Genomic DNA, 26,137 nt, shown 5'->3' with positions numbered 1-26,137 from the left:
TTAAGACCTCAGAATCTTCTCCATCGGCCTGCCTTTGGCCAGTTCGTCAATCAATTTATCGAGATAACGGATTTCGCGCATCGTCGTCTCTTCGATATCCTCAATACGGACGCCGCAGATCACGCCGGTAATCAGGCTGCGTGCCGGGTTCAGGCGGGGAGCGGCGGCGAAAAAGGACTCAAAATCGGTCTTTGCTTCCAGCAGACCTTCAAGCTGCGCCTGGCTGTAGCCAGTCAGCCAGCGGATGATCTCGTCGACCTCGGCCTGAGTACGCCCCTTCTTTTCCGCCTTGGCGACAAGGTGCGGATAGACGCTGGCGAAGCTCATGGCATAGATGCGGTGTCCGGCCATCGTCTCAGCCTTCATTGACCTGGAAGCAGCCCCAGCCGTCATTGCGGCCGCCCAGCGGCGTGGCGGCGTCCTGCAATTCGCCTTCAAAAGCCGTGATGGCGGCATGGTCGGGCGCCATGTGGTGAACGACCTGCACATTCCATTTGCCGAAATTGAGATCGGTCACGTTGTCATGGTCGATCTCCCACGGCCCGTAATCGACCTCATAGCCCTTTTCGGCGAAGATCACGCAGAAGGTCTTCGCCGACTCTTCATCCGGAAACAACAGCGAGAAATCAATGTCGCGCGCCACCGACAGATCATCGCCATCGGCCTGCATGGAGCGCAGGACATCGCCATTTTCATCGGCGGGAAAATCGATAGGCATAACAAAACTCCAAATAAAAAAGGCAGGCGAGATACAATCCCGCCTGCCCTTAACATATAATCTCGAAAACGCTACTCGGCGATCACAGGCACGGCCGTTGGGGCCGCTTCGGTTTCCGGCACCGCCGAATGGGCGCTCAGTTCGAGGGCCACACCGGTTTCCTCGTCGCGGACGATTTCCTCGCCATTCAGAATCTTGGCGATTTCATCACCGCTCAGGGTTTCGAGATCGAGCAGCGTTTTCGCCAGGCGATGCAGACCGTCGAGATTTTCGGTCAGGATACGCTTGGCTTCTTCGTAACCAACATTGATCAGGCGCTTGACTTCGTCATCAATGATCTGCTGCGTCGCTTCCGAGGTATCGCGGCCGAGCGCGCCGTATTCATCTTCGCCCTGCTTGTAATCGACAAAGCCCAGCTTGTCCGAGAAGCCCCAGCGCGTCACCATCGACTTGGCCAGACGCGTGGCGGCCTGGATATCCGAGGAAGCGCCGGAGGTGATGTTGTCCTTGCCCATGATGATTTCCTCAGCCACGCGGCCGGCCATCATGATGGCGAGGCGCGAGGTCATCTGGGTGTAGTTCATCGAATAGCGGTCGCCTTCCGGCAACTGCATCACCATGCCGAGCGCCCGGCCACGCGGAATGATCGTCGCCTTGTGAACGGGATCGGCCTGCGGGGTTTTCAGCGCCACGATGGCGTGGCCGCCTTCGTGATAGGCGGTATTGCGCTTTTCGTCTTCCGACATGGCCATCGACTTGCGCTCGGCGCCCATCATGACCTTGTCCTTGGCGTCTTCGAAATCGCGCATGGTGACGAGCTTGCGATCCTTGCGGGCGGCCATCAGGGCGGCTTCGTTGACGAGATTGGCGAGATCGGCGCCGGAGAAGCCCGGCGTACCACGCGCGATCACCTTGACATCGACATCAACCGCCAGCGGCACCGGCTTCATATGGACGCGCAGGATCGCTTCGCGGCCGGTCAGGTCCGGGTTCGGCACCGTCACCTGGCGGTCGAAACGGCCGGGACGCAGCAAGGCCGAGTCGAGCACGTCGGGACGGTTGGTGGCGGCGATCATGATGATGCCTTCATTGGCCTCGAAGCCATCCATTTCAACGAGAAGCTGGTTGAGGGTCTGTTCGCGTTCGTCGTTACCGCCGCCATGACCAGCGCCACGATGGCGGCCGACGGCGTCGATTTCATCGATGAAGATGATGCACGGCGCGTTCTTCTTGGCCTGTTCAAACATGTCACGGACACGCGAGGCGCCGACGCCGACGAACATTTCAACAAAGTCCGAACCGGAGATCGAGAAGAAGGGCACACCGGCTTCACCGGCGACGGCGCGGGCCAGCAGGGTTTTACCCGTGCCCGGAGGGCCTACGAGCAGCGCGCCCTTGGGGATCTTGCCGCCCAGCTTCTGGAACTTCGACGGGTCTTTCAGGAAATCAACAACTTCCTGCAGGTCTTCCTTGGCTTCCTCGACACCGGCCACCTCGTTGAAGGTGACGCGGTTCTTATGCTCGGTCAGCAGGCGCGCTTTCGACTTGCCGAAGCCCATGGCCCCGCCACGTCCGCCGCCCTGCATCTGGCGCATGAAGAAGATCCAGATGCCGATGATCAGGATGACCGGCAGGAGTGTGGTGAGGACGCTCATCAGCAGCGACGCCTTGCCGCTCTCTTTCTTGGTCGGCACGTTCTTCTGCGTCAGGGCGTCGTCCAGATCCTTGTGATCGAAACCGACCACCGCATGGAACTTCTTGCCGTCCGCCGTCTTGCCGGCGGCCTCGTCATTATGAATGACAATTTCCGTAACCTTGCCGCCATTCACATTGGCGACGAGTTCGGAATAGATCATCTCGACCGGCTTGTTATTGTCAGGCACCAGCGCGCCATGATTGGTGTTCATGACGACGTAAATGCCCAGCAAGAAAGCCAGTATCACGCCGATAATCGCCATGGACTTCAGGTTCATGCCAGTGTCTATCCTCAATAAGGCCCCGAAAGCGGGCCGCCCCTCCACGGGGTTTTCTTACATTACCTGCTCATATAGGATGTGCCGAGCGGTTTCGCTACACGCCATTTATCCGCATAAGAACGCAATCGTTTTTTGGGCGCTTTCCGTTGCGATTAATCCCATTGCGGCATAGAGGCGCGGCAGCACGAGACATTTCGCTGATAGGGCGTTATAATCACTTTGTCTTAAGGCCGGGTTCGTCAGCAAGCATTTATTTTGATTATCCTTTTGCTCATTCACGACAAAAACCGGCTGGCTGTCGCGCAAGGCTTCCGGCAAGGTCAGGCGCCAGGCCTTGTCACCATCGCCCAACGCCCCACGCACAGCCGCCGCCGCGACGATTTCACCGGCCTGCGGCGACCGGACAACAAAGCGCCCATCCCAAACCGCTTCATCCATCCCGTTCAGCGACAGTGTGCCTGCCCGGTTACGTCCGATATCGCCGGCTTCGCGGCTGATGGTGATCAGATCGTCCGCGCACCGCAGCCGCGCACCGCAGAGCGTCAGCGCCTTGCCCGCAGCCAGATTGACCAGCAGGGCCGCCACTTTTTCATGCTTCGGCAGTTTGCCGCCGCCGCCGGCACAGACCGCCGCTGTCGCCAGCAGATTCAACGCTGTATCCCGCGGCAAGGCATCAAACGCACCGGCTCTTAAGGCGATTATGCCGAGCGGACCGAGGGGTTCCGGCGCGTGAAGCAAGGTTTGCATCTGGTCCGAAGTGATAATTTCCCTTTCCGGCAAGCCCCCCTCCCTTACCTGACCACGCAAGGCCTTTCGCGTCCGGGCGCGCAGCGAATACGGACTTTCGTTGGCCGGGTCTTCGATCCAGTTCGCCCCAATCTCGCGCAGATACTCCCGCAAGGTTTCCCGGCGCACATCGATAAACGGCCTGTAGAGAAAAATACCGCGTCCTTCCGGCCAGACCGGTGACGGCGACCACACTTTCGGCGCGCCGACATTGGACCCTTGCGCCCGCATGGCTTCGGCTTCGGCGATATCATCGATGGTATGCGCCAGACACAGGACGGATACGCCCTTGCCGCGCGCCGCTTCGGCCAGCAACCGGTGACGCGCCAGACGCGCCGCCGCCGCCAGACCTGTGGACGGCTTATCCCCTTGCCAGTGCAGCGCCGTAAAGCCCGCGCCAACCCGTGCCGCATGATCGGCGACCGATTGCGTCCATTGCGGACTTAAGGGATTCAGTCCGTGATCGACGCAGAAGACTTCCAACGGTCTTTTGCCCCATGCCGCCAGGGCATAAAGCAGCGCCACGGAGTCACCGCCGCCCGAAACGGCCACACCCAAGGGGCCATCGCCATCGAGCCGCCCGGCAAATTCAGGAAATTTGTCTTGAATAGAAGTCGAAGCAGGCAAAATGGTGCTTAAACCGCCCCGCACCTGTTCTTGTCCTTCAGAACCTTGGCCTGGTTACGCATTTCGTTGGTGGCCAGCTTGGCATAAACCTTGTCGAACTGGGTCAGGGACGCGCAGACATCCGCCGGGCGATTGCTGTCATTCAGCGCCTGGGCCAGCCTTACCGTCGCTTCCGGCGCCCACGACGTCTTGGGCCAGCCCTTGAGCGAGGTGGCAAAGGCCGATACCGCGCCGGACGGATCTCCCTTGATGGCGCGGACCTGCCCGAGGCGGAACCAGGCTTCCGGCGTCTGCGCCGATTGCGGATAGGTGGTGGTGAAGGCCTCGAAGGCGCGGCCGGCCTCATCGGTCTGGCCGGAGCTCATCAGATTGAACGCCTGATCGAAATCGCCCTGGGCGCTGCCAGTCGAGGCCGGCGGCGGGGGTGGCGGCGCCAGTTGCGCATCGAGGTCCTTGATGTGGGCATCGGCCAGATCGGCGCGCTTGGTCAGGGTGTCCATGCGGGCGTTCTGGTTATTGATTTGCTGGAGCAACTGCTGGTTCTGGTGCTGCAATTCCTCGACCTGGCCGATCAGGGTCGTAATCGAACCGGCCTGCTGATCCAGCTTGCGCGCCTGATTGTCGACGGTCGCCTGAAGCGCAACCACTTCCGGATCGGGTTCAATCAGGATCGGTGGCGCGCCCTTCTTGTTTTCGACACGCGAAACGGCCCGCTCCAGTTTGCGGACATTGCGATCCAGCTTTTGCAGCTTCTTGGCATCCCAGACCGTGTTGTCAGTCGGCTGCTGGCCGGGAATTTCCTTGTCGTCCTCGTCGTCAAAGATCTGGGCGTGCGCCCCGGCGGGCGCAAAGGCCGTCACGGTCATTGTCGTCAGGGGCAGGGAAAGCGCCAGGATGGATAGGCCGAACACCGCCTTGCCGCGAAAACCTTGGCTGCGGAGTCCCCGGCGGGTGAAATTACTGTCCGTCATATGCCTGACCGCCCTCTACTAGGTATCGGAAATTATCTTATAACTAACAACATAGTCGGGCTGAAATAAGACGCAAACCCTAAATTGCGTCTGGAGAAATAAAGGGCGCGAACCTTTCGGCCGCGCCCCATTTCGTAGCGCAAGCCGCATGGCTTCTTCGCATCGGCTCAGGCGCGCCTTGCGCTTGCCGAACACGCCTTAAAGCGTGTTCGGAGCCATTTCTTGCGCTTACTGAGACGCCGCCAGACTGTCGTTCTTAACCCAGCCGACATTGTCATTGTCGTCGGCCACTTCCCAGTACATGCCGTCCTTGTTGCCTGTCGGGTAAACGGTGAGGCCCACCGGCAGGGCGCGCACGACCTTGCCGGTCGGGCTGGGCGCCGAGCGCAAAGTCGTCGCGGTCTGGACGGAGAAGCTGCGGCTCGGCGCGGCTTCCTTGCCGCCGATATCGACGCCACCGAGATTATTGACCATTTCCGCATAGGCGACGATGAAGGCCTGGGTGACGATCTTGCCGACATCGGTATCTTCATAACCGCCGCCGACCGCGCCGCCAAAGCCGATGCCGCCGCCGGCGCCCCAGCTCAGGTCGTTCTTGGCCGCATGGCCTTCAAATGAGTTGGATTCCGAGGTCCGCACATCGGTCAGGGACAGCACGACATCGGATTCCAGCTTCTTGGTGCGGAAACCGCCGACGATCGCCCCGGCCCGGCCGCCGACCAGCCCGCCAAGCAGGCCCGCCGCGCCACCGCCGCCGGTGTTGGAATCGGCGCTGCCGACTTCGGCCACCAGCACGAAATCGGCCGCCTTGATCTGGCCCTTGCCGACATTCGAGTTGCGTTGCAGGCCCAGCGAACTGCCGATTTCACGTTCGCGCGCTGCCGCATCCATGCCGGCGCCGCGATCGACCAGCGAGAAACAGCCGGACTTCTGCACGATAACCTTCAGCAGCTTTTGCGGCGCCGCCAGGCTGTTATTGGTCCAGCCCGAAGAGTCATCGCCGTTGACGACGGAGATGGTGCCGAGCTTGGTCTGACAGTGCGGCAAGCCCGCCATCATTTTATCCTGAGTCTGCTGCGCCTTGCTGGCCTTGGCCTGGGCGAAAACCGGCTGAGCGGCGGACAGGCTGAAAAAAGCGGCAAGCGCGACACTGACGGCGGCCGTCTTGCGAATGGAAATGGTGGTCATGAAACAGCTCCCCAAAATAGGATGTAAATGGCAGGGGGCTGGACAGGGAAAGGCCAAAGGAGATCAGCCCTTCCGTCACGCATGGCCGCTCCCCAGGCCAGCGTCAGGTACGCTACAAACCCGCGCGAGCGCACGGAAGGTATTCCGTTGATGGTAAGGGAGCGTGGTAACGCTTAAATGACAACCCCAGAAACGCATCATGCCGCCTGACATTACGGTCAGGCGACATGACTTTCAATTTAAAAATGCGTCAGGTGCGGCTTATTGCGCGCCCGAGGTCAGGCTGGTGTGAGCGTTGCGGTTCTTCGCCCAGGCATCCTCACCCGAACCGTTGTCGATCGGGCTTTCCTTGCCGTAGGAGATGGTCGAGATGCGGCTGCCAGCCACGCCTTTGCCGGCCAGGAAGTCCGAAACGGCCTGTGCACGGCGGGCGCCGAGGGCGAAGTTGTATTCGCGGGTGCCGCGTTCGTCGGCATTGCCTTCGATGCGGATATTGACCTGAGGATAGCGGACCAGCCAGGCGGCTTGTGCGGCCAGTATGCCTTGCGCGTCGGAACGAATGTCAGAGGAATCGGTGTCGAAATAGACGCGATCGCCGACATTGACGACGAAGTCTTGCTGCGAACCCGGCACGATGCCCGGCAGCGGCGCCTGGGCCACGGGAGCCTGCGGCTGCGGGGCCGGTGCGGTTTCGACCGGCGCCGGCGGCGGCGCGGTCTCGACGACCGGCTTGGGCTTGCTGGTACAGGCCGCCATAGACGCCATAATCAGGGCCATAACGGCTACTTTTGCTACGGACTTGGTCGATACCATGATGTTAAATCCTCTCATTCAATTTCAATACGTGATGTATCTCACTGTCTTGTGACGGGATTATGCACAAAACTCATAAAGATACGATGATATGCCTATTAACTTTTGTCAAACCTGCGATGCCATTTTTCCAGAGAACTGGATACTTTTCGCATCTTGGGTGAGAATTGGGCAATAATACGACCGCTATACCTCAATTCCCATGAATTTTCGGTTTGCGGATATAGTTACCCAATTCTCACTCAGGCTTATAAATGCAAAGCCTTTCAGGCCTTACTTCAACCGCGGGGACCAGGCCGGATCGGACGCGCCACCAGGATAAGGCACGGCCCGTTCGATGCGGCCGGTGACCTCCACCATCCACAGGGACGGATTACCGCCCTGGCTCTCGCGGAAGAACATGATGTAGCGGCCATTCGGCGCCCAGGTCGGGCCTTCTTCCAGATAGGAGGAGGTGAGCAGCTTGGCGTTGCCGCCGCCGGCGTCCATCACGCCGATCGAGAAACGCCCGCCCGACTGCTTGGTGAAGGCGATCTGATCACCCTTCGGCGAGAAAACCGGCGTGGAATAGGAACCGCCGCCGAAGGTGATGCGGCGCACATTGCCGCCAGAGGCATTCATCAGGTAGATCTGCGGCGAGCCCCCGCGATCGGAGGTGAAGGCGATGGTGCCGCCATCGGCCGAGAAGGATGGCGAGGTGTTGATGAAACCGCCGCTGGTCAGCTTGGTCAGGCCCCGGGTGCGCAGGTCCATGACATAGATATTGGTGGCGCCGCCCTGACTGACCGAGAAGGCCAGTTTCGAGCCATCGGGCGAGAAGCGCGGCGCGAAGGCCATGCCCTTGATCTGGCCCACGGCCTCCTGGCGGCCGGTCTCCAGATTATAGATGTAGATGCGGGCGCTGTCGGCGGTCAGGGCCATATAGGCGATTTCCTGGCTGTCGGCGGAAAAGCGCGGCGTCATCACCTTGGTGTTGTTGCCGGCGACCGGCAGGTAGGACGGATTGGCGCCGTCCTGGTCCATGATGGCCAGGTGCTTGACGCGCGCCGTCTTGTAGCCGCTTTCGGCCACGAAGACGATGCGGGTATCGAAATAGCCTTCCTGGCCGGTCAGTTTCTCATAGATGGCGTCAGCGATCTTGTGGGCGACGCGGCGCCAGTTCTCCGGCGTGGCCGTCAGGGACTGGCCGAGCATCTGGTTTTGCGAGAAGATATCCCACAGCCGGAAATCGACCTGCAACCGGCCGTCGGCATCGACAAAGGCGCGGCCATTATTAAGGTATTGCGCGTTGATCGTCTTCCAGCTGGCAAATTCCGGCTGGACCGCGACATCAGGGTTTTGCTGAATAAAGGCAGCCGGATTGATCGGCGCGAAATAGCCGGAGCTTTCCAGGTCGTTCATGATGACCTTGGAAATCTTGTTGCCGAGATCGCCGCCCGACGCATCATTGCCGCCAATGGCGATGGCGATCGGCAGGGGCTTCATAACGCCCTGACTGATCGTTCCCGTCAATTCATCCTGGGCATTCGCCACAAGCGGAGAACAGAACAGCGCCACCACGCCCATCAGAATGACGGCGGCCCGCTGAAAGTTATAATTCAGGATAGTTATCATGATCGTCTTCTTTCAGTTAGTTCCGGCGGCGATACACTTATTGCCCGTTACAGAACTGTTCAGCAGAGAAGGTAAACGTAATTGGACGATTATAAAGACCATCCGGCAGTCCCGCGTAAGGCTGCCCTTTATTTACCGCCGCCAGAGCCAGATTGGCTCCCGCGACCCAAATCGGATCGGTCCTCTTATTAATCCATTGCGCCTGCATAACACGCCCGTTAGGCGAAAGTGTGAACTTGATCTGCGGATTGACTTCGCGGCTGCCCGGCACATCGCAATTCACAATCCAGTTTTCTTGCATACGCCGCATCAGTTCGTCCAGGGCGGTTTTCTGTCCGGCGTCGGCCGGTCCAAAACCTTTTGCTGAAATACCTGCCGTTTTCTGCGTCGATGCGCGAGGCTGACGGCGCGTCGGCGCTTGTGAGGGCGTTGCGGCGAGACGGCTCAGAAGATCATCCTGCGGCTTGGCCTTGGACGCCGGTTTGGCGGGCGTCGGTTTCTTCGCGGGCGCAGGCTCTGGCTTCTTCAGGCCGTTCTTGTGGGGCGGCGCGGGCGTCGGCTTCGCCGGCACGGGCTTTGCCGCTGGCTTGATTGGCGTCGGCACCGGTTGCGGCGGCGCCGGGGTCGGCTGCGGCGGCACGGGTTCCGGCTGCGGAATCGGTTCAGGCGTCTTGACGGCCAGTTCATCGACCGGGGCCTCCGCCATCTGGCGGCTCGGCATGTCGGAAATGATCGTCACCGGCACCGACGCCACCTTGACCGGCGGCGGGCTTAATTGCAGGCTGACAAAGGCAAGCAGGATCAGGCCGACGTGCAGCAGCAGGGAGATAATAAAGGACGGTCCGGACTTCTTCATGCGTCTATGGGGTCACGCTTTCGGGCTCAGCGGCGTTGGCGGCAGGCTTGCCCATCGTATCGGTCACCAGGCTGATCTTGGTGAAACCGGACGACGACAGCTTGCCCATCACGCGCGCGACCGAATCCCAGGTCGCTTCGCCCGCACCGCGGACATAGATCTGCGTTTCGGTATCGCCGCGGGTAATGGCCAGCAGGCGCGGCGCCACCTGGTCATAGCTCGCCGGCTCGTCATTGACATAGAGCTGGCCGGTTTTGTCGATCGACACCGTGACGGGTTCGCCCTCGTCCTTGAGCGCGGCGGCCTCGGTCTTCGGCAGATTGATCTTGATGCCAGAATTGAGCAGCGGCGCCGAAATCATGAAGATGATCAGCAGTACCAGCATGACATCGACCATCGGCGTGACGTTGATTTCCGACAGGGCCGCGCGGCGGCGCGTGCGGCGGCCTCGACGATGTCCTCCGCCAGATCCGGAACCTCCCATAGCCATGTGATCAGCCCCCCAGCTTGTCGCCAAGGCGGCGGGTCAGCGACACCATCAGTTCATCGGCAAAGCCTTCCATGCGCGAGGTGAAGCGCGCCACCTTCGCATTGAACAGGTTGAAGGCGATATAGGCCGGGATGGCGGCGAAAAGCCCCATGGCGGTGGCGAACAGGGCTTCCGAAATAGCCGGGGCCACGGTGGTCAGGTTGGTGTCGCCCTGGGAGGCGATGGCCGAGAAGGCGTTCATGATGCCCCAGACCGTACCGAACAGTCCGACGAACGGTGACGCCGTGGCGATAACCGCCAGGATGCTCAGGCCGTCTTCGATGGTGTCGGCTTCGTTGGCGATGATGTGGTTCATTTCGCGGTCGACCTGAGAGACCAGCAGATCGCCCTGAACGGCGCTCATGGTCTTGCCCTTGTAATCCTTCCAGGCGGCGGTGACGGCGACCAGCAGCTTCTGGAACGGCTCCTTCGGCTGGGTGCCGAGCGTGGCGGCGATATCATCGAGCGCGCGGCCCGAATTGAGCGCGCCTTCGAAGCCGTCGGCCTCCTTGTTGACGCGGCCGAGCGCGCCGGTCTTCTGAATGATGATGGTCCATGACCACAGCGAGGCCAGGGCCAGCCCGACCATGATGATCTGGACCACGACATCGGCGTGCAGGAAAAGGCTGACGAAATTCAAGGCGCCGGGAAGGCTGTCAGTGGCAGAGCTGGCGGTGGCAGAGATGGCGGCGGAACTGGCGCTCATGTCGCATCCTCGGTTTTAAGTTAATACGAATAGTGAATCTGCAATGCGCCGTACCATGCCCGACAATTGGCGACATTTCTATGGCGTTGGAACAGAAAAAGACGCCTTTACAGTGCGTTTTCCCCGGCAACCCGTGCTTTTATGGCGGCTTGCAGGTCTTTCGGCAGGCGTTTCGGCCGCCCATTGAGGTCGATGCAGACCACCTGGACCTGGGCTTCGGCGAGGGTTTGACCGTCACGTTCGACCCATTGGTCGAGCTTGAAACTCGCCCCGCGCGCCACGATCAGGCGGCTTTTGACGCACACCAGGTCATCGATCCGCGCCGGGCTCAGATAACGGATATTGATTGAACTGACAGCGAAGGCCAGAGGCTCTTCCAGTGCGGCGAGCTGATGGTGATGGACACCGATCAGCCGCATATATTCGGAGCGCCCGCGCTCGAAATATTTGAGATAATTGGCGTGATAGACGACACCGGAAAAATCGGTGTCCTCGTAGTAGATGCGCACCGGCAGTTCGTGATGGTCGCCGTTGATCCGGCCGGAAAGGTCTTGGCTCTGAAGGTTTGGGGTCATCCGGCTGTTTTAGCGACAGTTCAGCGCAGTTTCCACCCTCTTATACCTCCCCGGCTTTGCCGGGGAGGGGGACCGCGCCTGAAAGGCGTGGTGGTGGGGTATCTTGCTTTGAAAACGAACCACCCGCTTTTTAAGTAAGAAACCCCACCACCAACGCGCAAGTGCGCGTCGGTCCCCCTCCCCACCAGAGGTGGGGAGGTATAATTTAAGGCCGGTCCAGCAGGGCGCAGATATCCGACCGCATACCGTCTTCGGTCTGGCTGCCCTTGCGGGTGAATTCGATATAGCTGCCCTTGCGCCCATAATGCGGCCAGTCATCCAGCCCCTTGCGGTTCGGATCTCCTGTTTTGGCGAACTGCACCCAGTAATCCATCAGGCGCGGCCAGTGATCTTCTTTTACGCCTTTCGGACGATCATTGAAGACGAAGCTCAACTCAGACCCATGATGCACATCGGCTTTCGGGTCGGCGTCGATATCGAGCTGATAGAGCCATGCCTGCTGCCCGGCGGCTGTCACCTGACGCGCCATCCAGTCCGCCGGACAACGCAGCATGAGATCGGTCGAGAGTTGCAGCGGCACGTCACCCAACACCTCATCCCGCTTCGGCGTCTTGTCGATATCGAGCTTGTAGAACCGCAGGGCCTTGCCGCGATCCGCGCCAAAACGCGTGGCGATGGCGCCGTACAGCGAGGCGCTGACATCGGCCAGCATCAGTTCACGCGCGGAAACGCCGATAATCAGCGGCACCTTGGCCCCCTCACCGGCCTTGAAAATTTCCGCAGGCGATTTCGGCAGGATATAGCCATCGACCGTCCCCTGATCCCAGATAAAACCGGCGTCCTCCATCAGCGGCGAGAGCTTGTCACCCGCCTGTTGCAAGGCCATAGCCGGGGCGTGGCGCAGGCCGGCCAGAGCTTTCGCACCATCAGCCGGCTCCTGGCTGAACTGTTCGGCCAGCCGGATGCCCAGCGCCTCGTTTTGCACCAGGGTGCGCGGCGCGAAGCCGAACTGCGGCGTACCGCTTTCCTCGATCGCCTTGTGGAACAGCCCGCGCGCCAGCGGCGAGGCCAGCATCAGCCCGACATCCTGCCCGCCGGCGCTGTGGCCGAAGATCGTCACATTATCCGGATCACCACCGAAGCTGGCGATATTATCGCGCAGCCATTGCAGCGCCTTGATCTGGTCCATCAGGGCATAGTTGCCCGAAGCGTGATTGGCGCTCTCGGCGGTCAGGGCCGGATGCGACAGAAAGCCGAAAACACCCAGCCGGTATTGCAGGGTGACGATGACGACATCGCGCCTGCCGAGGTCGGAAGAGATGGTGCCCTCGCCCGAACCGGCGCGATTGGCCCCGCCATGGAAGAAAACCATGACCGGCTTTTTCGCGCCATGATTCAGCGATGGCGTGCGGATTTCGAGATAGAGGCAGTCTTCCGAACTGGCCTGAGAGATTTTCGTCTGCCAGCCGTAATCGGCCTGCAAACAGCCCGGCGCGCTGTCTTTGCTGAAACGGACACCCTCCCATGCCGGCACATCCTGCGGCGGGATCCAGCGCAGGTCACCGAGCGGCGGGCGGGCAAAAGGCACGGCCTTGAAGGCGAAGGTGCCGTCGCTCCAGGCCTCGCCGCCGATCTGGCCGCCGGAAACCGGCACGATGACGTCGGGCTTTGGCCCCGTTGGTAAGGGAGCGTCAATCTGCGGCATAGCCGGTGATATATAGGGCTGCATATCGGGTTGGGCGGCTGGCGCTGGCACCGGTTTCGGTGGCGTCTTTCCCGGCAGCACCATGCGGTAGCGGCCATCCGGCCCGCGCATCGGTTCCTGAGCGGTAGCCGGCAGGGCGGTAGCGATCAACGCCAGCAGACAAAAACCGGCCAGCCCCGCTTTCATCCTAGTGGCCCTGCGTCCAGAGATAGGCCGCGCCGCGCACGCCGGACGAATCGCCCCATTTCGCCGGCACAAATCGCGCTTCCCAGCGATCGGTGAAAACCAGCGGTTCGATGCGCGGCGCCAGACGATCATACATTTCGGGAATATTGGACATGCCGCCGCCAAAAACAAAGACGTCCGGATCGAGAATATTGACAACGACCGCCAGCGCCTGCGCCAGGCGGCGCACCCAGCGGTCGAAACAGGCTTCGGCCTCGGCGTCACCGGCGCGCATGGCGGTGATAATCTCTTCGCCCTTGAGCGACCGGCCCGTCACGGCATGAAAATCACGGGCGAAGCCGGAGCCGGATATCCAGGTTTCGAGGCAGCCGTGCAGGCCGCACCAGCATTTCGGGCCGGGGTTCTCTTCCGGCAGGGGCCACGGCAGGGGAATATGGCCCCATTCGCCGGCCAGGCCGTTGGCGCCCTCGACCAGATGGCCATTGATCACCACCCCGCCGCCGCATCCCGTACCAATGATGACGGCGAAGACATTGGCCGCGCCGGCGGCGGCGCCATCCTTGGCCTCGCTGAGCGCCAGGCAGTTGGCGTCATTGGCCAGGCGTATCGGCTGGCCGAGCGCGGCTTCGAGGTCCGTCTTGAAAGGACGGCCATTGAGATAGGTGGAATTGGAGTTGCGCATCAGGCCGTGACGCGGCGAGGCGGAGCCGGGCGAACCGATGCCGATCGTCATTTCACCGAGGTTGGGGTTCTTGCTGCGGGCCTCGGCCTCCGCGCGCGCAATCAGATCGCGGACCAAAATCAGGGCGGCGTCATAATTGCCGGGATTTGGCTCTCTGTGCCGGGAGAGGAATTCGCCAGACGGCGACAGCGCCGCCGCCTCGATCTTCGTTCCGCCAAAATCCACACCGATATTCAACATGCTGCCTCATCCCCGTCATTTTCTTATTTTTATTTTATTTAATCCCAAAAAGCAAACCCCTGAAAACGCCGGGCAGGCATTTTCAGGGGCTTTTTTTGAAGCCTTGGTCTTTAGTGACCGCCGCTGACGCCTTCTTCGATGGCATGGACCTTCGCCTTGCGACAGGCGAACGAGAACCACAGCACGTAGACGTAGCAGATCAGCGGGGCGATAAAGCCCATCGACATGGAACCGGTCATTTCCTGGATCTTGGCGAAGGCCAGTGGCAGAACCGCGCCCCCCGCAATAGCCATGCACAGCAGGCCCGACGTAGCCGAGGTCGGCGCGGTCGAACGTTGCAGCGTCAGGGTGAAGATGGTCGGGAACATGATCGAGTTGAACAGGCCGATCAGCAGGGCGGCGGCGGCCGGGATCAGACCCGATGTCACCGGCACCGACGTCAGGATAACGTTGATGATACCGGTCGGCTCGGTAGGCACCATGTCCTTGGTGAAGATGACGACCAGCGACAGGGCGATGGCGCCGATGGCCACCAGGGTCAGCATGATGTAGTCGCGGACGAACTTCAGCAGGGCCGAACCGGCGAAGCGGCCGATCATGGCGAACAGCATGTAGAAGGTGGTCAGGTGACCCGCCGACTGGGCTTCGAGGTTCAGAATCTTGGCTTGTTCGAGGAACAACAACAGGTTCAGCGAGATAGCCACTTCGGCGCCGACATAGAGGAAGATGCCGATGGAGCCGAGATTGGCCCACTTGGAACCCAGGGCGCTGAACGGCGACACCAGATGGCCGGTCTTCGGCGCGGCGTCTGTGATCCGCTGACGAACGAGGTAGATCAGCAGGATGAAGATAACCAGGGCGATGCCGATAGCGAGATAGACATTGGTGACGAAACCGAGGGCCTGCTGCTTCATTTCCTCAGTGATAACGATATCTTTCTTGAAAATGTCGCCATTGAGCAGGAAGGAAGCGCCGAAGAACAGACCACAGGCCGCGCCCAGCGAGTTGAACGATTGCGACAGGTTCAGGCGGAATGCCGAATCCTCAGGCTTGCCCATCGAAGCGATCAGCGGATTGGCGGCCACCTGCAACAGGGTCACACCCGACGCCATGGTGAACAGGGCGACCAGGAAGACCGTATAGATGTGGAGATTGGCCGCCGCGATGGCGATGAAGCAACCCGCGGCGATGCCGCCCAGCCCCACCATGACCGACTTGGCGTAGCCAACGCGCGACAGGAAGGCCGCCGATGGCAGGGACATGACAAAATAAGCGATGAAAAAGGCGAAGCCGGTCAGCATGGACTGAACCGGTGTCAGGGTGAAAACCGTTTTCATGGTCTTCACGAGCGGGTCGAGGAGATTGGTGACCACCGCCCAGATAAAGAAGAGTATGGTGACATAGACAATCGCCAACACGAGGCCACTGCCTCCCGGCTTGCTTGCCTCTTGGGGCGCTGTTGAAGTTTCGGACATATAACCTGCCTGTTGCGTTGTTATGGTGAAGTGCGCGCAAGCTGCCTTCACGAATTAAATAAATCAAATTGCAAAAAACGTGTTTTTGCGCTGTTGGCAAATGAAAACCGTTGCGCAGTGCAGCAATTCTGCATTCAGCCAGCCGCCAGAGGTATATCCAATTTAATTGTCTGACAAGTCCCCACACCTCTCCGGCGAACGATCCGCCTTGCCGCAACAGGGAAAATTTACAAATGCGCGTAAAACAAGCCTTACCGCGCATTAAGTATGACAATTTCTTAACAAAAAAATAAATTTAGACAGCGCTGTCACACCTTGCAGCGCAGCATAAAATTAAACTTGACCCGGCCGGAGAATAAAGGCTTTGTCGCACGCGAAACGCACCAGATATAAGCGCACAAAGGCACACTGTCTCAAGTCACTGACCAAGCCGTTGAAATGCCTTTCTAAATCCGTGAGAACCTGAATTGAAAATCCTTCGCCGCCGTAAAACCAAGATCGTCGCCACCTTAGGGCCTGCGAGTTCCAACGCCGATATGCTGGCGCAACTGTTCCAGGCCGGCGCCGACGTTTTCCGGCTCAATTTCTCGCACGGCAGCCACGAGGATCACGGCCGCAATATCGACCTGATCCGCGAACTGGAAGCCAAATCCAGGCACCCGATCGGCATCCTGGCCGATGTGCAGGGCCCAAAACTGCGCGTCGGCCGCTTCATGGGCGGCGCCGTGGTGCTGACCAATGGCAATCCCTTCCGCCTCGACCTCAACCCGACGCCGGGTGATTCGCGCCGCGCCAACCTGCCCCACCCCGAAATCATCGCCGCCGCCCAGATCGGCTCGCACCTGCTGCTCGATGACGGCAAGCTGAAACTGCGCGTCACCCATGTGCGCGAGGACCATCTCGAAACCATCGTCATCAATGGCGGCCGGCTATCGGATCGCAAGGGCGTCAACGTGCCGGACGTGGTGCTGCCCATCCCGGCCCTGACGAAGAAGGACCGCGAGGACATGGCGTTCGCACTGGAACGCGGCGTCGAATATATCGGCCTGTCGTTCGTGCAGCGTCCGGAAGACGTGCTTGAAGCGCGCGAAATCATCAAGGGCCGCGCCTGGGTGCTGTCCAAACTTGAAAAGCCGCAGGCGCTCGATAATCTCGAAGAAATCATCCGCCTGTCCGACGCCGTAATGGTCGCCCGCGGCGATCTCGGCGTCGAATTGCCGCCGGAAGAAGTGCCGCTGGCGCAGAAGCGCATCGTGAATGCGTCGCGCGCCGCCGGCAAGCCGGTCATCGTGGCCACGCAAATGCTGGAATCGATGATCTCGGCCCCGACGCCGACCCGCGCCGAAGCCTCCGATGTCGCCACCGCCGTCTTCGATGGCGCCGACGCCGTTATGCTGTCGGCCGAAACCGCCGCCGGCCAGTTTCCGGTCGAGGCCGTCACCATCATGGACCGCATCGTCGCCCGCGTCGAAACCGACGATGGCTGGCGCAACATGACCGACCGTCGTCGTCCTGAACCGGAAAAGACGACCAACGGCGCCATCGCCGCCGCCGCCCGCCAGGTGGCCCAGACCATCGACGCCGTGGCCATCGCCGCCATGACCAATTCGGCCAGTTCGGCCCTGCGCGTCGCCCGCGAACGCCCGACCGCGCCGATCATGGGCCTGACGCCCAACATGGAAACCGCCCGCCGCCTGGCGCTGTGCTGGGGCGTCCATCCGATCCTGACGCCGATCACCCACTCCATGACCGAAACGGTCGCCGTCGCCACCAAACTGGCGCGTTCGGAAGGGATCGCCGAACCCGGCCAGGATATCGTCATCGTCGCCGGGATGCCATTCGGCAAGTCGGGCAGCACCAATTCGCTCCGCGTCGCCCGCGTGTCGCGCACCAATGCGCAGGAAGCCGAATTCGACGACGGCGAGAAGTAAGCGCGGGTAACGTTAAATCAAAGCTTTCTATTTAAGCTCCGGTAGTCAGACCTCCGGAGCTTTTTCATGCCGCCTGCTCGCCTTATATTGGGCCGCCTTATCGATGCGCTTCGCCGCGCCGACTGGCTGAACGCTGAGCGCGGCCGCGTCTACAGCCTGATGGGCGTCGTCGCCTTCATCATCATGGCCCTGTGGTTCTGGCTGCGTTTCGATGTTTTTGCGACCGGACCGGAACCCCTTGGCGGCGATTTCATCAGCTTCTATGCCGCCTCGAAGCTGGCTCTGTCCGGCCATGCCGCCGACGCGTGGAATCCCGCCGCGCACGCGATTGCCGAAGACAGCCTGTTTCGCGGCACGCACGGCTATCTCGCCTTCTTTTATCCGCCGCCCTATCTGCTGCTGTGCTGGCCGCTGGCCCTCCTGCCGTACGGCTGGTCGGCCCTCGTCTGGATGGCCGGCACAACCGCCGCCGCCCTCGGCCTGCTGCGCGCTTATTTCCGCCACCTGCGACCGGAAGGGGCGATCCCGCTGGTGGTGCTGCTGGCCTTCCCGGCGGTATGGATCAATATCGGCTGCGGCCAGAACGGCGCCCTGACCCTGGCAATAATGGCTGGCGGTTTCCTTCTGATGGACCGCCGCCCGATCGTGGCCGGCCTGATCCTCGGCCTGATGGTCATCAAGCCGCAACTGGCCATCGGCCTGCCGTTCGTGCTCGGCGCGGCGGCGCTGGCCGATCCGAAGCGCTGGCGTGTGTTTTTTGCGACCGGCTTCAGTGCACTGGCTATGTGCGGCATCGCTTATCTGGCCGTGGGACCGGCGGGCTACATGGCCTTTTTCGCCAACAGCACCTATGCCCGCGAGGTGCTCAACCAGGGCCTGGTCGATCCCGCCCTGATGCAGAGCTTTTACGCCGGCCTGCGCGTGTGGAACATACCCATGACGGCCGCCTATGCCGCGCAAGGCCTGCTGTCCGCCGGTGCACTCTCGACCGCCGCCTATGTCGCATTCAGATACCGCCCGTCTGGACTGGCGCTCGGCGCGCTGACGATTTCGGCCACCGTGCTGGCCACGCCCTTCCTGCTCGATTACGACCTGCTGGTGACGGCCCTGCCGCTCGGCTGGCTGGTGCTGACCGGCGCGAAAGACGGTTTCCGCAACTGGGAAAAACTTCTGCTGCTGGCCGCCTTCCTGCTGCCGCTGGCCTCACGCAAACTGGCCGTCCTGCTGCATCTGCCCATCGCGCCGCTAGTCCTGCTGATCGTATTTGCGTTCGTCGTCCGCCGCATCATGACCGCAGAAACCGCGTCGACAACACTGCATAAGGGCTGGGCGCCCGCTCAGACCTGATTACTCAATATATTACTCTATGTACTCTGGGGCGGCGATGCGCTTGCCGAGCAGCATGGCGTCGGCAACGATGCGCAGGGGCGAGAAATCGGCGTCAGACTTGCCGGCGCGAATCAGGTCGTGGAAGTGTGCATAAAGACCGGCATATTCGGCCTCCTTCTGCTTGATCACGGTATGGCCGTCGATTTCCAGCTCGGTGCCGCCCATCGAAAGCGTCAGCTTTTCGTAGGACGTGGACTCTATATAGATGCTCCAGGTCTGGACGCCGGTTTGCAGGAAGTCATACTCGGCGCGGATCGGGAAACCGACCTCGGTCATCATGTCCATCTCGACCTGGATCGGCGCGTCGCAATTGACCGGAATATGCAGGTCTGCGCTTTTCACCATCACCGAATCGGCCAGGATGCGAGTCAGGATCGACAGCGAATTGATGCCGGGATCGAAGACCCCCATGCCGCCGGCCTCGAAGATCCACTTCTGGCCGGGGTGCCACTGACGGACATTTTCCTTCCAGTGGATGGTGATGCTCTTGATCTGGCGCTCGGAAACCCACTTGCGCGTCGCCTCTACGGCGGGCGCGAAACGCGAGTGCCACGAGGCCAGCAGCGAAACCCCCTTGGCTTCGGCCAGCATTTTGATCGCCTCGGCCTCACCAAGCGTGGCGGCGGGCGGCTTTTCCAGGAACACGTGGCGGCCGATCGAAATGACCTGTTTGGCGATTTCATGGCGGATCTGCGGCGGCGTGCAGATGGCGATGGCCTCGATCTCCGGGTGCGCCGTCATCATGGCGTCCATGTCGGGGTAGGCGTTGACGCCTTCGGGGCGGGTATGCGGCGAACAGCCAGCCACCAGTTCCAGACGCTTGTTACCGCGAATCGACGGGATATGCTGATCGACGGCGATCTTGCCAAGCCCGATCAGGCCGATTTTCAAAGGCTTCTTACCAAATAATCCCATCGTCACGTTTCCTTGCCGTTCTTTAAGCCGCAGCTTTTGCACTCGTAATTGTATTATAATTAAAAATCAAGCCTGCTCGGCAAGACTATATATCCGTTCCATCGGCAGCCACTTCTGACCGGGTTCGGCTAAAGGTAGCGCCTGCTGGAATTCCCACATCAGGGTTTCCCATTTCTGTACCTCAACGCTTGCCGCATCGGCCGCCGCCTTGGCGACGGGATCGAAGTCCGGCCCCGGCGTCAGGATCATGAACATCCGGTTGCCGACCAGATAGATTTCCAGCGCTGCGATGCCTGCCGCACGGATCGAGTCGTTGATGGCCACCGGCACCTGTCCCGGTGCGTGCCATTGCTTGTAGCGGTCGATCAGCGCCGGATCATCTTTCAGATCCAGGGCATAGACGCGTTTTTCCGTAGGCATCCGTATTTCCCGTTATTCCAAATCGTGCTTGTCACGATTTGGCCAGGGCAAGCGCCCGCCGCCACGCGTGCGGCGAGCCTGCCCGGCCTCTGAGGGCCATATGTCTGAGTATATATTGAAGTTTTCGCGGGAGCGCAAATGGTTCAGAAAATTTCATATTTGACGTTCTGATTCATATGTGATGCTAATGTCCCGACACAAAACAAGGTCTTCGAGACTCAAAACAGGGACAAATGAATGACGCCGACTCCTGCGCCCGCCAAGGGCTTCGCCGCCATCTGGCCGATCATATTGATTACCGCCCTGTTTTTCTTCTGGGGCATGGCCAATAATCTCAACGACATCCTGATTCCGCAATTCAAGAAAACCTTCACCCTGACCGATTTCCAGTCCGGTCTGGTGCAGTCGGCTTTTTATATGGGGTATTTCCTGCTGGCCCTGCCCGCCGGCTTTTTCATGCGCAAATATGGTTATAAAGCGGTGGTCATCACCGGCTTGTGCCTGTTCGCCCTCGGCGCCCTGCTGTTCTATCCGGCGGCGGAAATCCGCCAATATAACTGGTTCCTCGCCGCCTTGTTCGTCATCGCCGCCGGGCTGGCTTTCCTCGAAACCTCGGCCAATCCGCTGATGACCATATTGGGCGATGAAAAACACGCCGCCTTCCGCCTCAACCTGGCGCAGGCCTTCAATCCGCTCGGCTCGCTGGTCGGGCTGTGGGTCGGCCAGACCTTTATCCTCTCCGGCATCGAAAAGCTCAACGCGGCCGATTTCGTACGTGAAGCCAGGGCGGTACAGACGCCTTACCTGATTATCGGCGGGGTCATCCTGCTGTGGGCCATCCTCGTCACCTTCACCAAATTCCCCAAAGCCGCCACCGGCAATACGCACGACGCCGACGAGGCCAGACTCACCACCGGACAAGCGCTCGGCGGCCTGTTGAAGCACAAGCATTTCCTCATGGGCGTAGTGGCACAGTTCTTCTATGTCGGCGCCCAGGTCGGCGTCTGGAGCTACACCATCCGTTACGCCCAGTCGGAAATCGGCATCACCGACAAGGCCGCCGCCAGTTATGTCATCGCCGCCCTTGTCCTGTTCGCTGTCGGGCGTTTCATCGGCACCGCCCTGCTGCGTTTCCTGCCGGCCACCAAACTGCTCGGCGTTTTCGCGGTCATCAATATCGCCCTGACCGCTTATGCAGCGACCGTCGGCGGACTCTATGGCCTCTACGCCATGGTCGCCTGCTCGCTGTTCATGTCGATCATGTTCCCGACCATCTTCGCCACCTCTGTACGCGGCCTCGGCCCGCTGACCAAGACCGGCGCGTCCTTCCTGGTCATGAGCATTATCGGCGGCGCGGTCCTTACCGCCATCATGGGCAAGGTGTCGGACATAAGCCATATCAAGACCGCGATCTTCGTGCCGTTGGTCTGTTTCGTGGTCGTGGCGCTCTACGGTCTCGGCTCGAAATCGGTGACGGTTGATATGAGCAAAAGCCATTGATCATCGACGCCCACCAGCACCTGTGGCGGATCGGCCAGAATGGCCATGAGTGGCCGACGCCGGACCTCGGCGAGATTTACCACGATTTCGGGCCGGAGGATCTCGCCGCTGCCTGCGACGGGCTGAATATCGACGGCACAATACTGGTGCAATCGCAACCCTCGGACGCCGATACAGACTGGATGCTGGCGGTCGCCGCCGCCACGCCGCTGATTCGGGGTGTTGTCGGCTGGACCGATTTCGCCGCAGCGGAGGCTTCGCAACGCATTGCTCACCTCGCGCGGCAACCCAAGCTGAAAGGTCTGCGGCCCATGTTGCAGGGCCTGCCCCAGGACGATTGGATTGTGCGTGAGGACATCCGGCCAGCGCTGGAGGCCATGACCATTCATGATCTCGCTTTCGACGCACTGGTTTATACCCGCCACCTGCCCTTTATCGACCAATTGGCGCGACATAATCCCGACCTGCGCATTGTTATCGATCACGGCGCCAAGCCGCCGCTCGGCCATCCGGAAGACATGGCGCAGTGGCAGGGTGCAATCTCCGCCGTGGCGCGGAACGCCAATGTCAGTTGCAAACTGTCCGGCCTGCTGACCGAGATGCCGGATGAACAGAATGAGGATCTTCTTACCCCCTGCGCCAATCACTTGCTGGCTGTTTTCGGTCCCGATCGCCTGATGTGGGGGTCTGACTGGCCCGTCATACTGCTGAAAGACAGCTATAGCCACTGGTTCAACTGGACATTGCGCTGGCTGACTGACAAACCAGAAACCACACAAACTGCCATAATGGGCGAAACTGCCCGCCGCTTCTACCAACTATAAGGTCGCCCAATGCCCGATAAAGCCACCAGTAAATACCGCGCGCCGGCGCTGGAAAAAGGTCTCGATGTTCTCGAACTCCTGGCCTCCGCCAAATCACCCATGACGCTTTCGCAGATATCGACGCGGCTGGAACGCTCGGTCAGTGAGCTTTTCCGCATGGTCCAGGTGCTCGAAACGCGCGGCTATGTCGGCATGTCGGCCGGCGGCGACGGTTTCGAACTGACCAACAAGCTGTTCAGCCTCGGCATTTCACGCGGCCCCAGCCAGAACCTGCTGGCCAGCGCCTTGCCGCTGATGCAGGCCCTGAGCGAACAGACGCGCCAGGCCTGCCATCTCGCCATCGCCTCCGACGACCGCATGGTGGTCATCGCCCGCATCGAGGCGCCGGGGGATGTCGGCTTCTCTGTCCGTGTCGGTTATCAGCGCCCCCTGGCCCATTCGACCTCCGGCCTGCTGATTTACGCCTTCCAGAAGCCGAAGATCCGCGAACAGTGGCGCGCCCTGTTGAAGCCCGGCCTCACACCCGACGAATGGACCACTTTCGAGGCGCAGGCGGAAAAGGCCGTGGCGCAAGGCCATATCGCCGCCGCCAGCAGCTATATCGACGGCATTACCGATATCTCCTGCCCGGTCACCAATGATGTCGGCACTATCGCCGCGCTCACCATGCCGTGGATTCACATCGAGGATGGCATCACGCTTGATGACGCCCTGGTTCGCCTGAAAGCCACAGCCAAAACTTTAAGCAAGGCCTTGGGCGGATAGCGCTTGATTCATGTTAGCGCTATCGCTATTATTTCACCTATAAGAAAATTTTTAAACTTAAACAGACCAGAGAAGACGCCCCGAAGTGACTCCCGCGTACCCCCTTCCTCGCCGTAAATTGGGCTCGACGGCTGTCGAGGTGACGGCGCTTGGCTTCGGCGCCGCCGCGCTCGGCAATCTCTATCGCGCCATTCCCGACGCCACGGCGCAAGCCTGCCTCGACGCCGCCCTTGATGCCGGAATCGGCTATGTTGACACCGCGCCGCACTATGGTCAGGGGCTTTCCGAGCGCCGGGTCGGCCAAACGCTGGGCGACCGTGCGGGCATTACTGTATCGAGCAAGGTTGGCCGCGTGCTGACACCCGTAGCGCCCTCGCCGGCGGGAACCGAACGTCACGGCTTCATCGATGGCGATCCTTTCGAGCCGCATTTCGACTATAGTTATGATGGCGTGATGCGGTCGTTCGAAAGCAGCCGAAAGCGCCTGAAGCGTGAGCATATCGACATCCTGCTGACCCACGATCTTGGCCGCCAGACTCACGGTGCGGATGCTCCGGCGCATATGAAAGCCTTTCTTGCGGGCGGCTACAAGGCCATGCGCGATCTGAAGGCTCAAGGCCTGATCGGCGCCATCGGTCTCGGCGTCAATGAATGGCAGGTCTGCGAAGAGGTGATGGCCCACGCCGACCTTGACGTCATTCTCCTCGCCGGACGCTACACCCTGCTGGAACAGGGCGCGCTGGAAAGCTTTTTACCCTTGTGCGAAGCCAAAGGCGTTTCGGTGATCGTCGGCGGACCGTTCAATTCCGGCATCCTGACAGGTGGCGACCATTATGATTACGGCCAGGTGCCGCCGGAAATCTGCACCCGTGTCACAAAACTGAAAGCCGTCTGCGCCGCGCATGATGTGCCGCTCGCAGCGGCAGCCCTACAATTTCCGCTCGCTCATCCGGCGGTGGCCTGCGTCATTCCCGGCATGGCCGACGCCGCCGAAGTGACCGCTAACGTGGCCCTGTTCGCGCGCGATATCCCGGCCGCCCTGTGGGACGACCTCAAAACCGAAGGCCTGCTGCACGACCACGCGCCCATACCTAAAGCGCGAGTGCTGACATGAATACCGGACCCTTTCTCCTGCTCCACCCGGACGACAATGTGCTGGTCTGCCGCCAGCACGCCTTCCGCGGCCAGTCGATCACACTCGACGGCGATATCGTCGTCCTGACCGATGAAATTACGGTCGGCCACAAGATCGCCCGGCGCAACCTGAAAACCGGCGACAAGATCATCAAGTACGGCGCGCCGATCGGCTCGATGAAGACCGATGCCGCCCGCGCCGCGCACGTTCACATGCACAATATGCAAAGCGACTATATCAAGAGCCATACGCGCGAGGTCACCGGTCATGGTCATTAAGATTGGGGACATGAATACGTCCTTCCAGGCCTGGCTGCGCCCTGATGGGCGCAAAGGCATCCGCAATGTCATCTGCGTCGCCTATCTCGTCGAGTGCGCCCATCATGTGGCGCGCAAAATCGTCAATACATGCGACGACGGCGAAGTCCACCTGATCGGCTTCCCCGGCTGCTATCCCAATGAATACGCCTACCAGATGATGGAGAGCCTGTGCACCCACCCCAATGTCGGCGGCGTGGTGCTGGTGTCGCTCGGCTGCGAAAGCTTCAACCGCGAGGCCCTGAAGCGCCACATCGAGGCGTCGGGCCGGCCGGTCGAAACCTATGTCATCCAGAATGAAGGCGGCACGCTGGAGACGATCCGCAAGGGCGTCGAGGCCGTCCGTCGCATCCAGGCGATCGCCCGCCAGACGCCGCGCGGCGATATGGATGTTTCCGAGCTGATCATCGGCACCATCTGCGGCGGGTCTGACGGCACATCGGGCATCACCGCCAATCCGGCGGTCGGGCGCGCCTTCGATGCGCTGGGCGCGGCCGGCGCGGCCTGCATCTTCGAGGAAACCGGCGAACTGGTCGGCTGCGAGACAATCATGGCCTCGCGCGCCATCACACCGGAACTCGGCGCCGAACTGGAAGCGGCCGTCATCAAGGCTGAGGCCTACTACACCATCATGGGTTACGGCTCGTTCGCGCCCGGCAATGCCGAGGGCGGGCTGACGACTCAGGAAGAAAAGTCGATGGGGGCCTATTCCAAGTCGGGTTCCGCGCCGATCTGCGGCGTCATCAAGCCGGGCGATATACCGCCATCCGGTGGATTGTACCTGCTCGATGTCGTGCCCGATGGCGAGCCGCGCTTCGGCTTCCCCAATATTTCCGACAATGCCGAAATCGTGGAAATGATCGCCTGCGGGGCGCACCTGACGCTGTTCACCACCGGCCGCGGTTCGGTGGTCGGCTCGGCTATTTCGCCGGTCATCAAGGTGTGCGCCAATCCGGAAACCTACCGCAAGCTGGCGGGCGACATGGATATCGACGCCGGCCGCATCATGGAAGGCCGCGCCACGCTCGATGAGGTCGGTGCGGAGATCACCGGCCTGGTGCTGCGCGTGGCGGCGGGCGAGCAGAGTCTGAGCGAGCAGATGGGCCACCAGGAATTTATCCTGACCTACAAGGCCTTCGACCCCGTAGGACCGGCTTGCTTACCCCTTCGGGGCAAGCCAGCATTTTAGCAGCTCAAACGCCGCATGGCTTACGCGCACCAGAAACGTTTTTGGGCGCGGCGTGCGGTCGCACTTGCCAATTCTCAAAAAGATTTTTGAGACTTGGAGAATATG

26 protein-coding genes are annotated in these 26,137 nt (G+C 60.8%); 9 read left to right on the top strand and 17 right to left on the bottom strand.

Features of this window, described 5'->3' with window-relative positions; translation table 11 throughout:
* The 14 genes from VL130_RS07645 to VL130_RS07580 all read right to left on the bottom strand — a co-directional run bounded on the left by VL130_RS07645 (nt 1) and on the right by VL130_RS07580 (nt 14,172).
* Complete coding sequence (locus VL130_RS07645) at nt 1–351, bottom strand: DUF2200 domain-containing protein (protein ID WP_325362164.1); 351 nt, start codon at nt 349–351, stop codon at nt 1–3.
* 4 nt (nt 352–355) lie between these two features.
* Entirely contained in the window at nt 356–718 is a 363-nt protein-coding gene (locus VL130_RS07640; RefSeq protein ID WP_325362163.1) for a ribonuclease E inhibitor RraB, read from the bottom strand.
* 71 nt (nt 719–789) lie between these two features.
* On the bottom strand, nt 790–2,691 hold the full coding sequence (ftsH, locus tag VL130_RS07635) for an ATP-dependent zinc metalloprotease FtsH (RefSeq protein WP_325362161.1): 1,902 nt from the start codon (nt 2,689–2,691) through the stop codon (nt 790–792).
* Nucleotides 2,692–2,799: 108 nt separating this feature from the next.
* Nucleotides 2,800–4,032 (bottom strand): tRNA lysidine(34) synthetase TilS, encoded by a 1,233-nt coding sequence (tilS, locus tag VL130_RS07630; RefSeq protein WP_325362389.1) that lies wholly within the window; start codon nt 4,030–4,032, stop codon nt 2,800–2,802.
* Nucleotides 4,033–4,115: 83 nt separating this feature from the next.
* Entirely contained in the window at nt 4,116–5,078 is a 963-nt protein-coding gene (locus VL130_RS07625; RefSeq protein ID WP_325362160.1) for a tetratricopeptide repeat protein, read from the bottom strand.
* Between the two features lie 228 nt (nt 5,079–5,306).
* Nucleotides 5,307–6,266, bottom strand: a complete 960-nt coding sequence (locus VL130_RS07620) for a CsgG/HfaB family protein (protein WP_325362159.1) — start codon at nt 6,264–6,266, stop codon at nt 5,307–5,309.
* Between the two features lie 261 nt (nt 6,267–6,527).
* Nucleotides 6,528–7,079 (bottom strand): peptidoglycan-associated lipoprotein Pal, encoded by a 552-nt coding sequence (gene pal, locus VL130_RS07615; RefSeq protein WP_325362158.1) that lies wholly within the window; start codon nt 7,077–7,079, stop codon nt 6,528–6,530.
* 273 nt (nt 7,080–7,352) lie between these two features.
* On the bottom strand, nt 7,353–8,693 hold the full coding sequence (tolB, locus tag VL130_RS07610; protein WP_325362157.1) for a Tol-Pal system beta propeller repeat protein TolB: 1,341 nt from the start codon (nt 8,691–8,693) through the stop codon (nt 7,353–7,355).
* A gap of 37 nt (nt 8,694–8,730) precedes the next feature.
* Nucleotides 8,731–9,549, bottom strand: coding sequence for a hypothetical protein (locus VL130_RS07605; protein ID WP_325362156.1), 819 nt, complete (start codon nt 9,547–9,549; stop codon nt 8,731–8,733).
* A gap of 4 nt (nt 9,550–9,553) precedes the next feature.
* Entirely contained in the window at nt 9,554–10,039 is a 486-nt protein-coding gene (locus VL130_RS07600; protein ID WP_325362155.1) for a biopolymer transporter ExbD, read from the bottom strand.
* A 4-nt stretch (nt 10,040–10,043) separates the two neighbouring features.
* On the bottom strand, nt 10,044–10,784 hold the full coding sequence (gene tolQ, locus VL130_RS07595; protein ID WP_325362154.1) for a protein TolQ: 741 nt from the start codon (nt 10,782–10,784) through the stop codon (nt 10,044–10,046).
* Between the two features lie 107 nt (nt 10,785–10,891).
* A complete protein-coding gene (ybgC, locus tag VL130_RS07590) occupies nt 10,892–11,359 on the bottom strand; it encodes a tol-pal system-associated acyl-CoA thioesterase (RefSeq protein WP_325362153.1) in 468 nt (155 codons plus the stop codon).
* Nucleotides 11,360–11,564: 205 nt separating this feature from the next.
* Nucleotides 11,565–13,250, bottom strand: a complete 1,686-nt coding sequence (locus VL130_RS07585; protein ID WP_325362152.1) for a carboxylesterase/lipase family protein — start codon at nt 13,248–13,250, stop codon at nt 11,565–11,567.
* 1 nt (nt 13,251) lies between these two features.
* Nucleotides 13,252–14,172: an ROK family protein gene (locus VL130_RS07580; protein WP_325362151.1), complete on the bottom strand. Its 921-nt coding sequence runs from the start codon at nt 14,170–14,172 to the stop codon at nt 13,252–13,254.
* On the opposite strand from VL130_RS07580, the gene VL130_RS07575 reads away from it, so the two are divergent.
* A complete protein-coding gene (locus VL130_RS07575; protein ID WP_325362150.1) occupies nt 14,171–14,299 on the top strand; it encodes a hypothetical protein in 129 nt (42 codons plus the stop codon). The two genes, VL130_RS07580 and VL130_RS07575, sit on opposite strands and share 2 nt — an antisense overlap.
* Here the strand turns inward: VL130_RS07575 and VL130_RS07570 are convergent.
* Nucleotides 14,283–15,647, bottom strand: a complete 1,365-nt coding sequence (locus tag VL130_RS07570) for a sugar MFS transporter (protein ID WP_325362149.1) — start codon at nt 15,645–15,647, stop codon at nt 14,283–14,285. The two genes, VL130_RS07575 and VL130_RS07570, sit on opposite strands and share 17 nt — an antisense overlap.
* Nucleotides 15,648–16,114: 467 nt before the next feature.
* Between VL130_RS07570 and pyk the strand changes: the two genes are divergently transcribed.
* Together pyk and VL130_RS07560 are read left to right on the top strand one after the other, a co-directional pair.
* Nucleotides 16,115–17,578, top strand: coding sequence for a pyruvate kinase (gene pyk / locus VL130_RS07565; protein WP_325362148.1), 1,464 nt, complete (start codon nt 16,115–16,117; stop codon nt 17,576–17,578).
* A gap of 66 nt (nt 17,579–17,644) precedes the next feature.
* Complete coding sequence (locus VL130_RS07560) at nt 17,645–18,925, top strand: glycosyltransferase family 87 protein (RefSeq protein ID WP_325362147.1); 1,281 nt, start codon at nt 17,645–17,647, stop codon at nt 18,923–18,925.
* 12 nt (nt 18,926–18,937) lie between these two features.
* On the opposite strand, the gene VL130_RS07555 is transcribed toward VL130_RS07560, so the two are convergent.
* Both VL130_RS07555 and VL130_RS07550 read right to left on the bottom strand, forming a co-directional pair.
* The gene (locus VL130_RS07555; RefSeq protein ID WP_325362146.1) at nt 18,938–19,882 is read right to left on the bottom strand and encodes a Gfo/Idh/MocA family oxidoreductase; all 945 of its coding nucleotides are present in this window, start codon (nt 19,880–19,882) and stop codon (nt 18,938–18,940) included.
* A 66-nt stretch (nt 19,883–19,948) separates the two neighbouring features.
* On the bottom strand, nt 19,949–20,302 hold the full coding sequence (locus VL130_RS07550) for an L-rhamnose mutarotase (RefSeq protein WP_325362145.1): 354 nt from the start codon (nt 20,300–20,302) through the stop codon (nt 19,949–19,951).
* A 237-nt stretch (nt 20,303–20,539) separates the two neighbouring features.
* Here VL130_RS07550 and fucP point away from each other — a divergent pair, with 237 nt between their 5' ends.
* The 6 genes from fucP to VL130_RS07520 all read left to right on the top strand — a co-directional run bounded on the left by fucP (nt 20,540) and on the right by VL130_RS07520 (nt 26,032).
* Nucleotides 20,540–21,802 carry an L-fucose:H+ symporter permease gene (gene fucP, locus VL130_RS07545; protein ID WP_325362144.1) on the top strand — a complete coding sequence of 421 codons (1,263 nt, stop codon included), beginning with the start codon at nt 20,540–20,542 and terminating at the stop codon, nt 21,800–21,802.
* Nucleotides 21,799–22,626, top strand: a complete 828-nt coding sequence (locus tag VL130_RS07540) for an amidohydrolase family protein (protein WP_325362143.1) — start codon at nt 21,799–21,801, stop codon at nt 22,624–22,626. Before fucP ends, VL130_RS07540 begins: the two co-directional genes overlap by 4 nt.
* Before the next feature lie 9 nt (nt 22,627–22,635).
* Entirely contained in the window at nt 22,636–23,391 is a 756-nt protein-coding gene (locus tag VL130_RS07535) for an IclR family transcriptional regulator (RefSeq protein WP_325362142.1), read from the top strand.
* An 85-nt stretch (nt 23,392–23,476) separates the two neighbouring features.
* On the top strand, nt 23,477–24,505 hold the full coding sequence (locus VL130_RS07530; RefSeq protein ID WP_325362140.1) for an aldo/keto reductase: 1,029 nt from the start codon (nt 23,477–23,479) through the stop codon (nt 24,503–24,505).
* Nucleotides 24,502–24,804, top strand: coding sequence for a UxaA family hydrolase (locus VL130_RS07525; protein ID WP_325362139.1), 303 nt, complete (start codon nt 24,502–24,504; stop codon nt 24,802–24,804). Before VL130_RS07530 ends, VL130_RS07525 begins: the two co-directional genes overlap by 4 nt.
* Before the next feature lie 10 nt (nt 24,805–24,814).
* Nucleotides 24,815–26,032: a UxaA family hydrolase gene (locus VL130_RS07520; protein ID WP_325362138.1), complete on the top strand. Its 1,218-nt coding sequence runs from the start codon at nt 24,815–24,817 to the stop codon at nt 26,030–26,032.
* The last annotated feature ends 105 nt before the right edge of the window (nt 26,033–26,137 follow it).

Source organism: Asticcacaulis sp. (assembly GCF_035497195.1).
GTDB lineage: Bacteria > Pseudomonadota > Alphaproteobacteria > Caulobacterales > Caulobacteraceae > Asticcacaulis.
Note: the sequence above shows the minus strand (reverse complement) of the source record. Positions and strands in the feature narration are given on the sequence as shown.

Bases quoted from the DNA above. Each gene is read 5' to 3' on its own strand.
- VL130_RS07600 (WP_325362155.1), bottom strand. From the start codon at position 10,039: ATGGCTATGGGAGGTTCCGGATCTGGCGGAGGACATCGTCGAGGCCGC.
- ybgC (WP_325362153.1), bottom strand. From the start codon at position 11,359: ATGACCCCAAACCTTCAGAGCCAAGACCTTTCCGGCCGGATCAACGGC.
- VL130_RS07640 (WP_325362163.1), bottom strand. From the start codon at position 718: ATGCCTATCGATTTTCCCGCCGATGAAAATGGCGATGTCCTGCGCTCC.
- VL130_RS07525 (WP_325362139.1), top strand. From the start codon at position 24,502: ATGAATACCGGACCCTTTCTCCTGCTCCACCCGGACGACAATGTGCTG.
- VL130_RS07645 (WP_325362164.1), bottom strand. From the start codon at position 351: ATGGCCGGACACCGCATCTATGCCATGAGCTTCGCCAGCGTCTATCCG.
- VL130_RS07585 (WP_325362152.1), bottom strand. From the start codon at position 13,250: ATGAAAGCGGGGCTGGCCGGTTTTTGTCTGCTGGCGTTGATCGCTACC.
- tolB (WP_325362157.1), bottom strand. From the start codon at position 8,693: ATGATAACTATCCTGAATTATAACTTTCAGCGGGCCGCCGTCATTCTG.
- VL130_RS07580 (WP_325362151.1), bottom strand. From the start codon at position 14,172: ATGTTGAATATCGGTGTGGATTTTGGCGGAACGAAGATCGAGGCGGCG.
- VL130_RS07555 (WP_325362146.1), bottom strand. From the start codon at position 19,882: ATGGGATTATTTGGTAAGAAGCCTTTGAAAATCGGCCTGATCGGGCTT.
- ftsH (WP_325362161.1), bottom strand. From the start codon at position 2,691: ATGAACCTGAAGTCCATGGCGATTATCGGCGTGATACTGGCTTTCTTG.
- VL130_RS07625 (WP_325362160.1), bottom strand. From the start codon at position 5,078: ATGACGGACAGTAATTTCACCCGCCGGGGACTCCGCAGCCAAGGTTTT.
- VL130_RS07560 (WP_325362147.1), top strand. From the start codon at position 17,645: ATGCCGCCTGCTCGCCTTATATTGGGCCGCCTTATCGATGCGCTTCGC.
- VL130_RS07620 (WP_325362159.1), bottom strand. From the start codon at position 6,266: ATGACCACCATTTCCATTCGCAAGACGGCCGCCGTCAGTGTCGCGCTT.
- VL130_RS07520 (WP_325362138.1), top strand. From the start codon at position 24,815: ATGAATACGTCCTTCCAGGCCTGGCTGCGCCCTGATGGGCGCAAAGGC.
- pal (WP_325362158.1), bottom strand. From the start codon at position 7,079: ATGGTATCGACCAAGTCCGTAGCAAAAGTAGCCGTTATGGCCCTGATT.
- fucP (WP_325362144.1), top strand. From the start codon at position 20,540: ATGACGCCGACTCCTGCGCCCGCCAAGGGCTTCGCCGCCATCTGGCCG.
- VL130_RS07605 (WP_325362156.1), bottom strand. From the start codon at position 9,549: ATGAAGAAGTCCGGACCGTCCTTTATTATCTCCCTGCTGCTGCACGTC.
- VL130_RS07535 (WP_325362142.1), top strand. From the start codon at position 22,636: ATGCCCGATAAAGCCACCAGTAAATACCGCGCGCCGGCGCTGGAAAAA.
- VL130_RS07570 (WP_325362149.1), bottom strand. From the start codon at position 15,647: ATGTCCGAAACTTCAACAGCGCCCCAAGAGGCAAGCAAGCCGGGAGGC.
- VL130_RS07550 (WP_325362145.1), bottom strand. From the start codon at position 20,302: ATGCCTACGGAAAAACGCGTCTATGCCCTGGATCTGAAAGATGATCCG.
- tolQ (WP_325362154.1), bottom strand. From the start codon at position 10,784: ATGAGCGCCAGTTCCGCCGCCATCTCTGCCACCGCCAGCTCTGCCACT.
- VL130_RS07575 (WP_325362150.1), top strand. From the start codon at position 14,171: ATGCTGCCTCATCCCCGTCATTTTCTTATTTTTATTTTATTTAATCCC.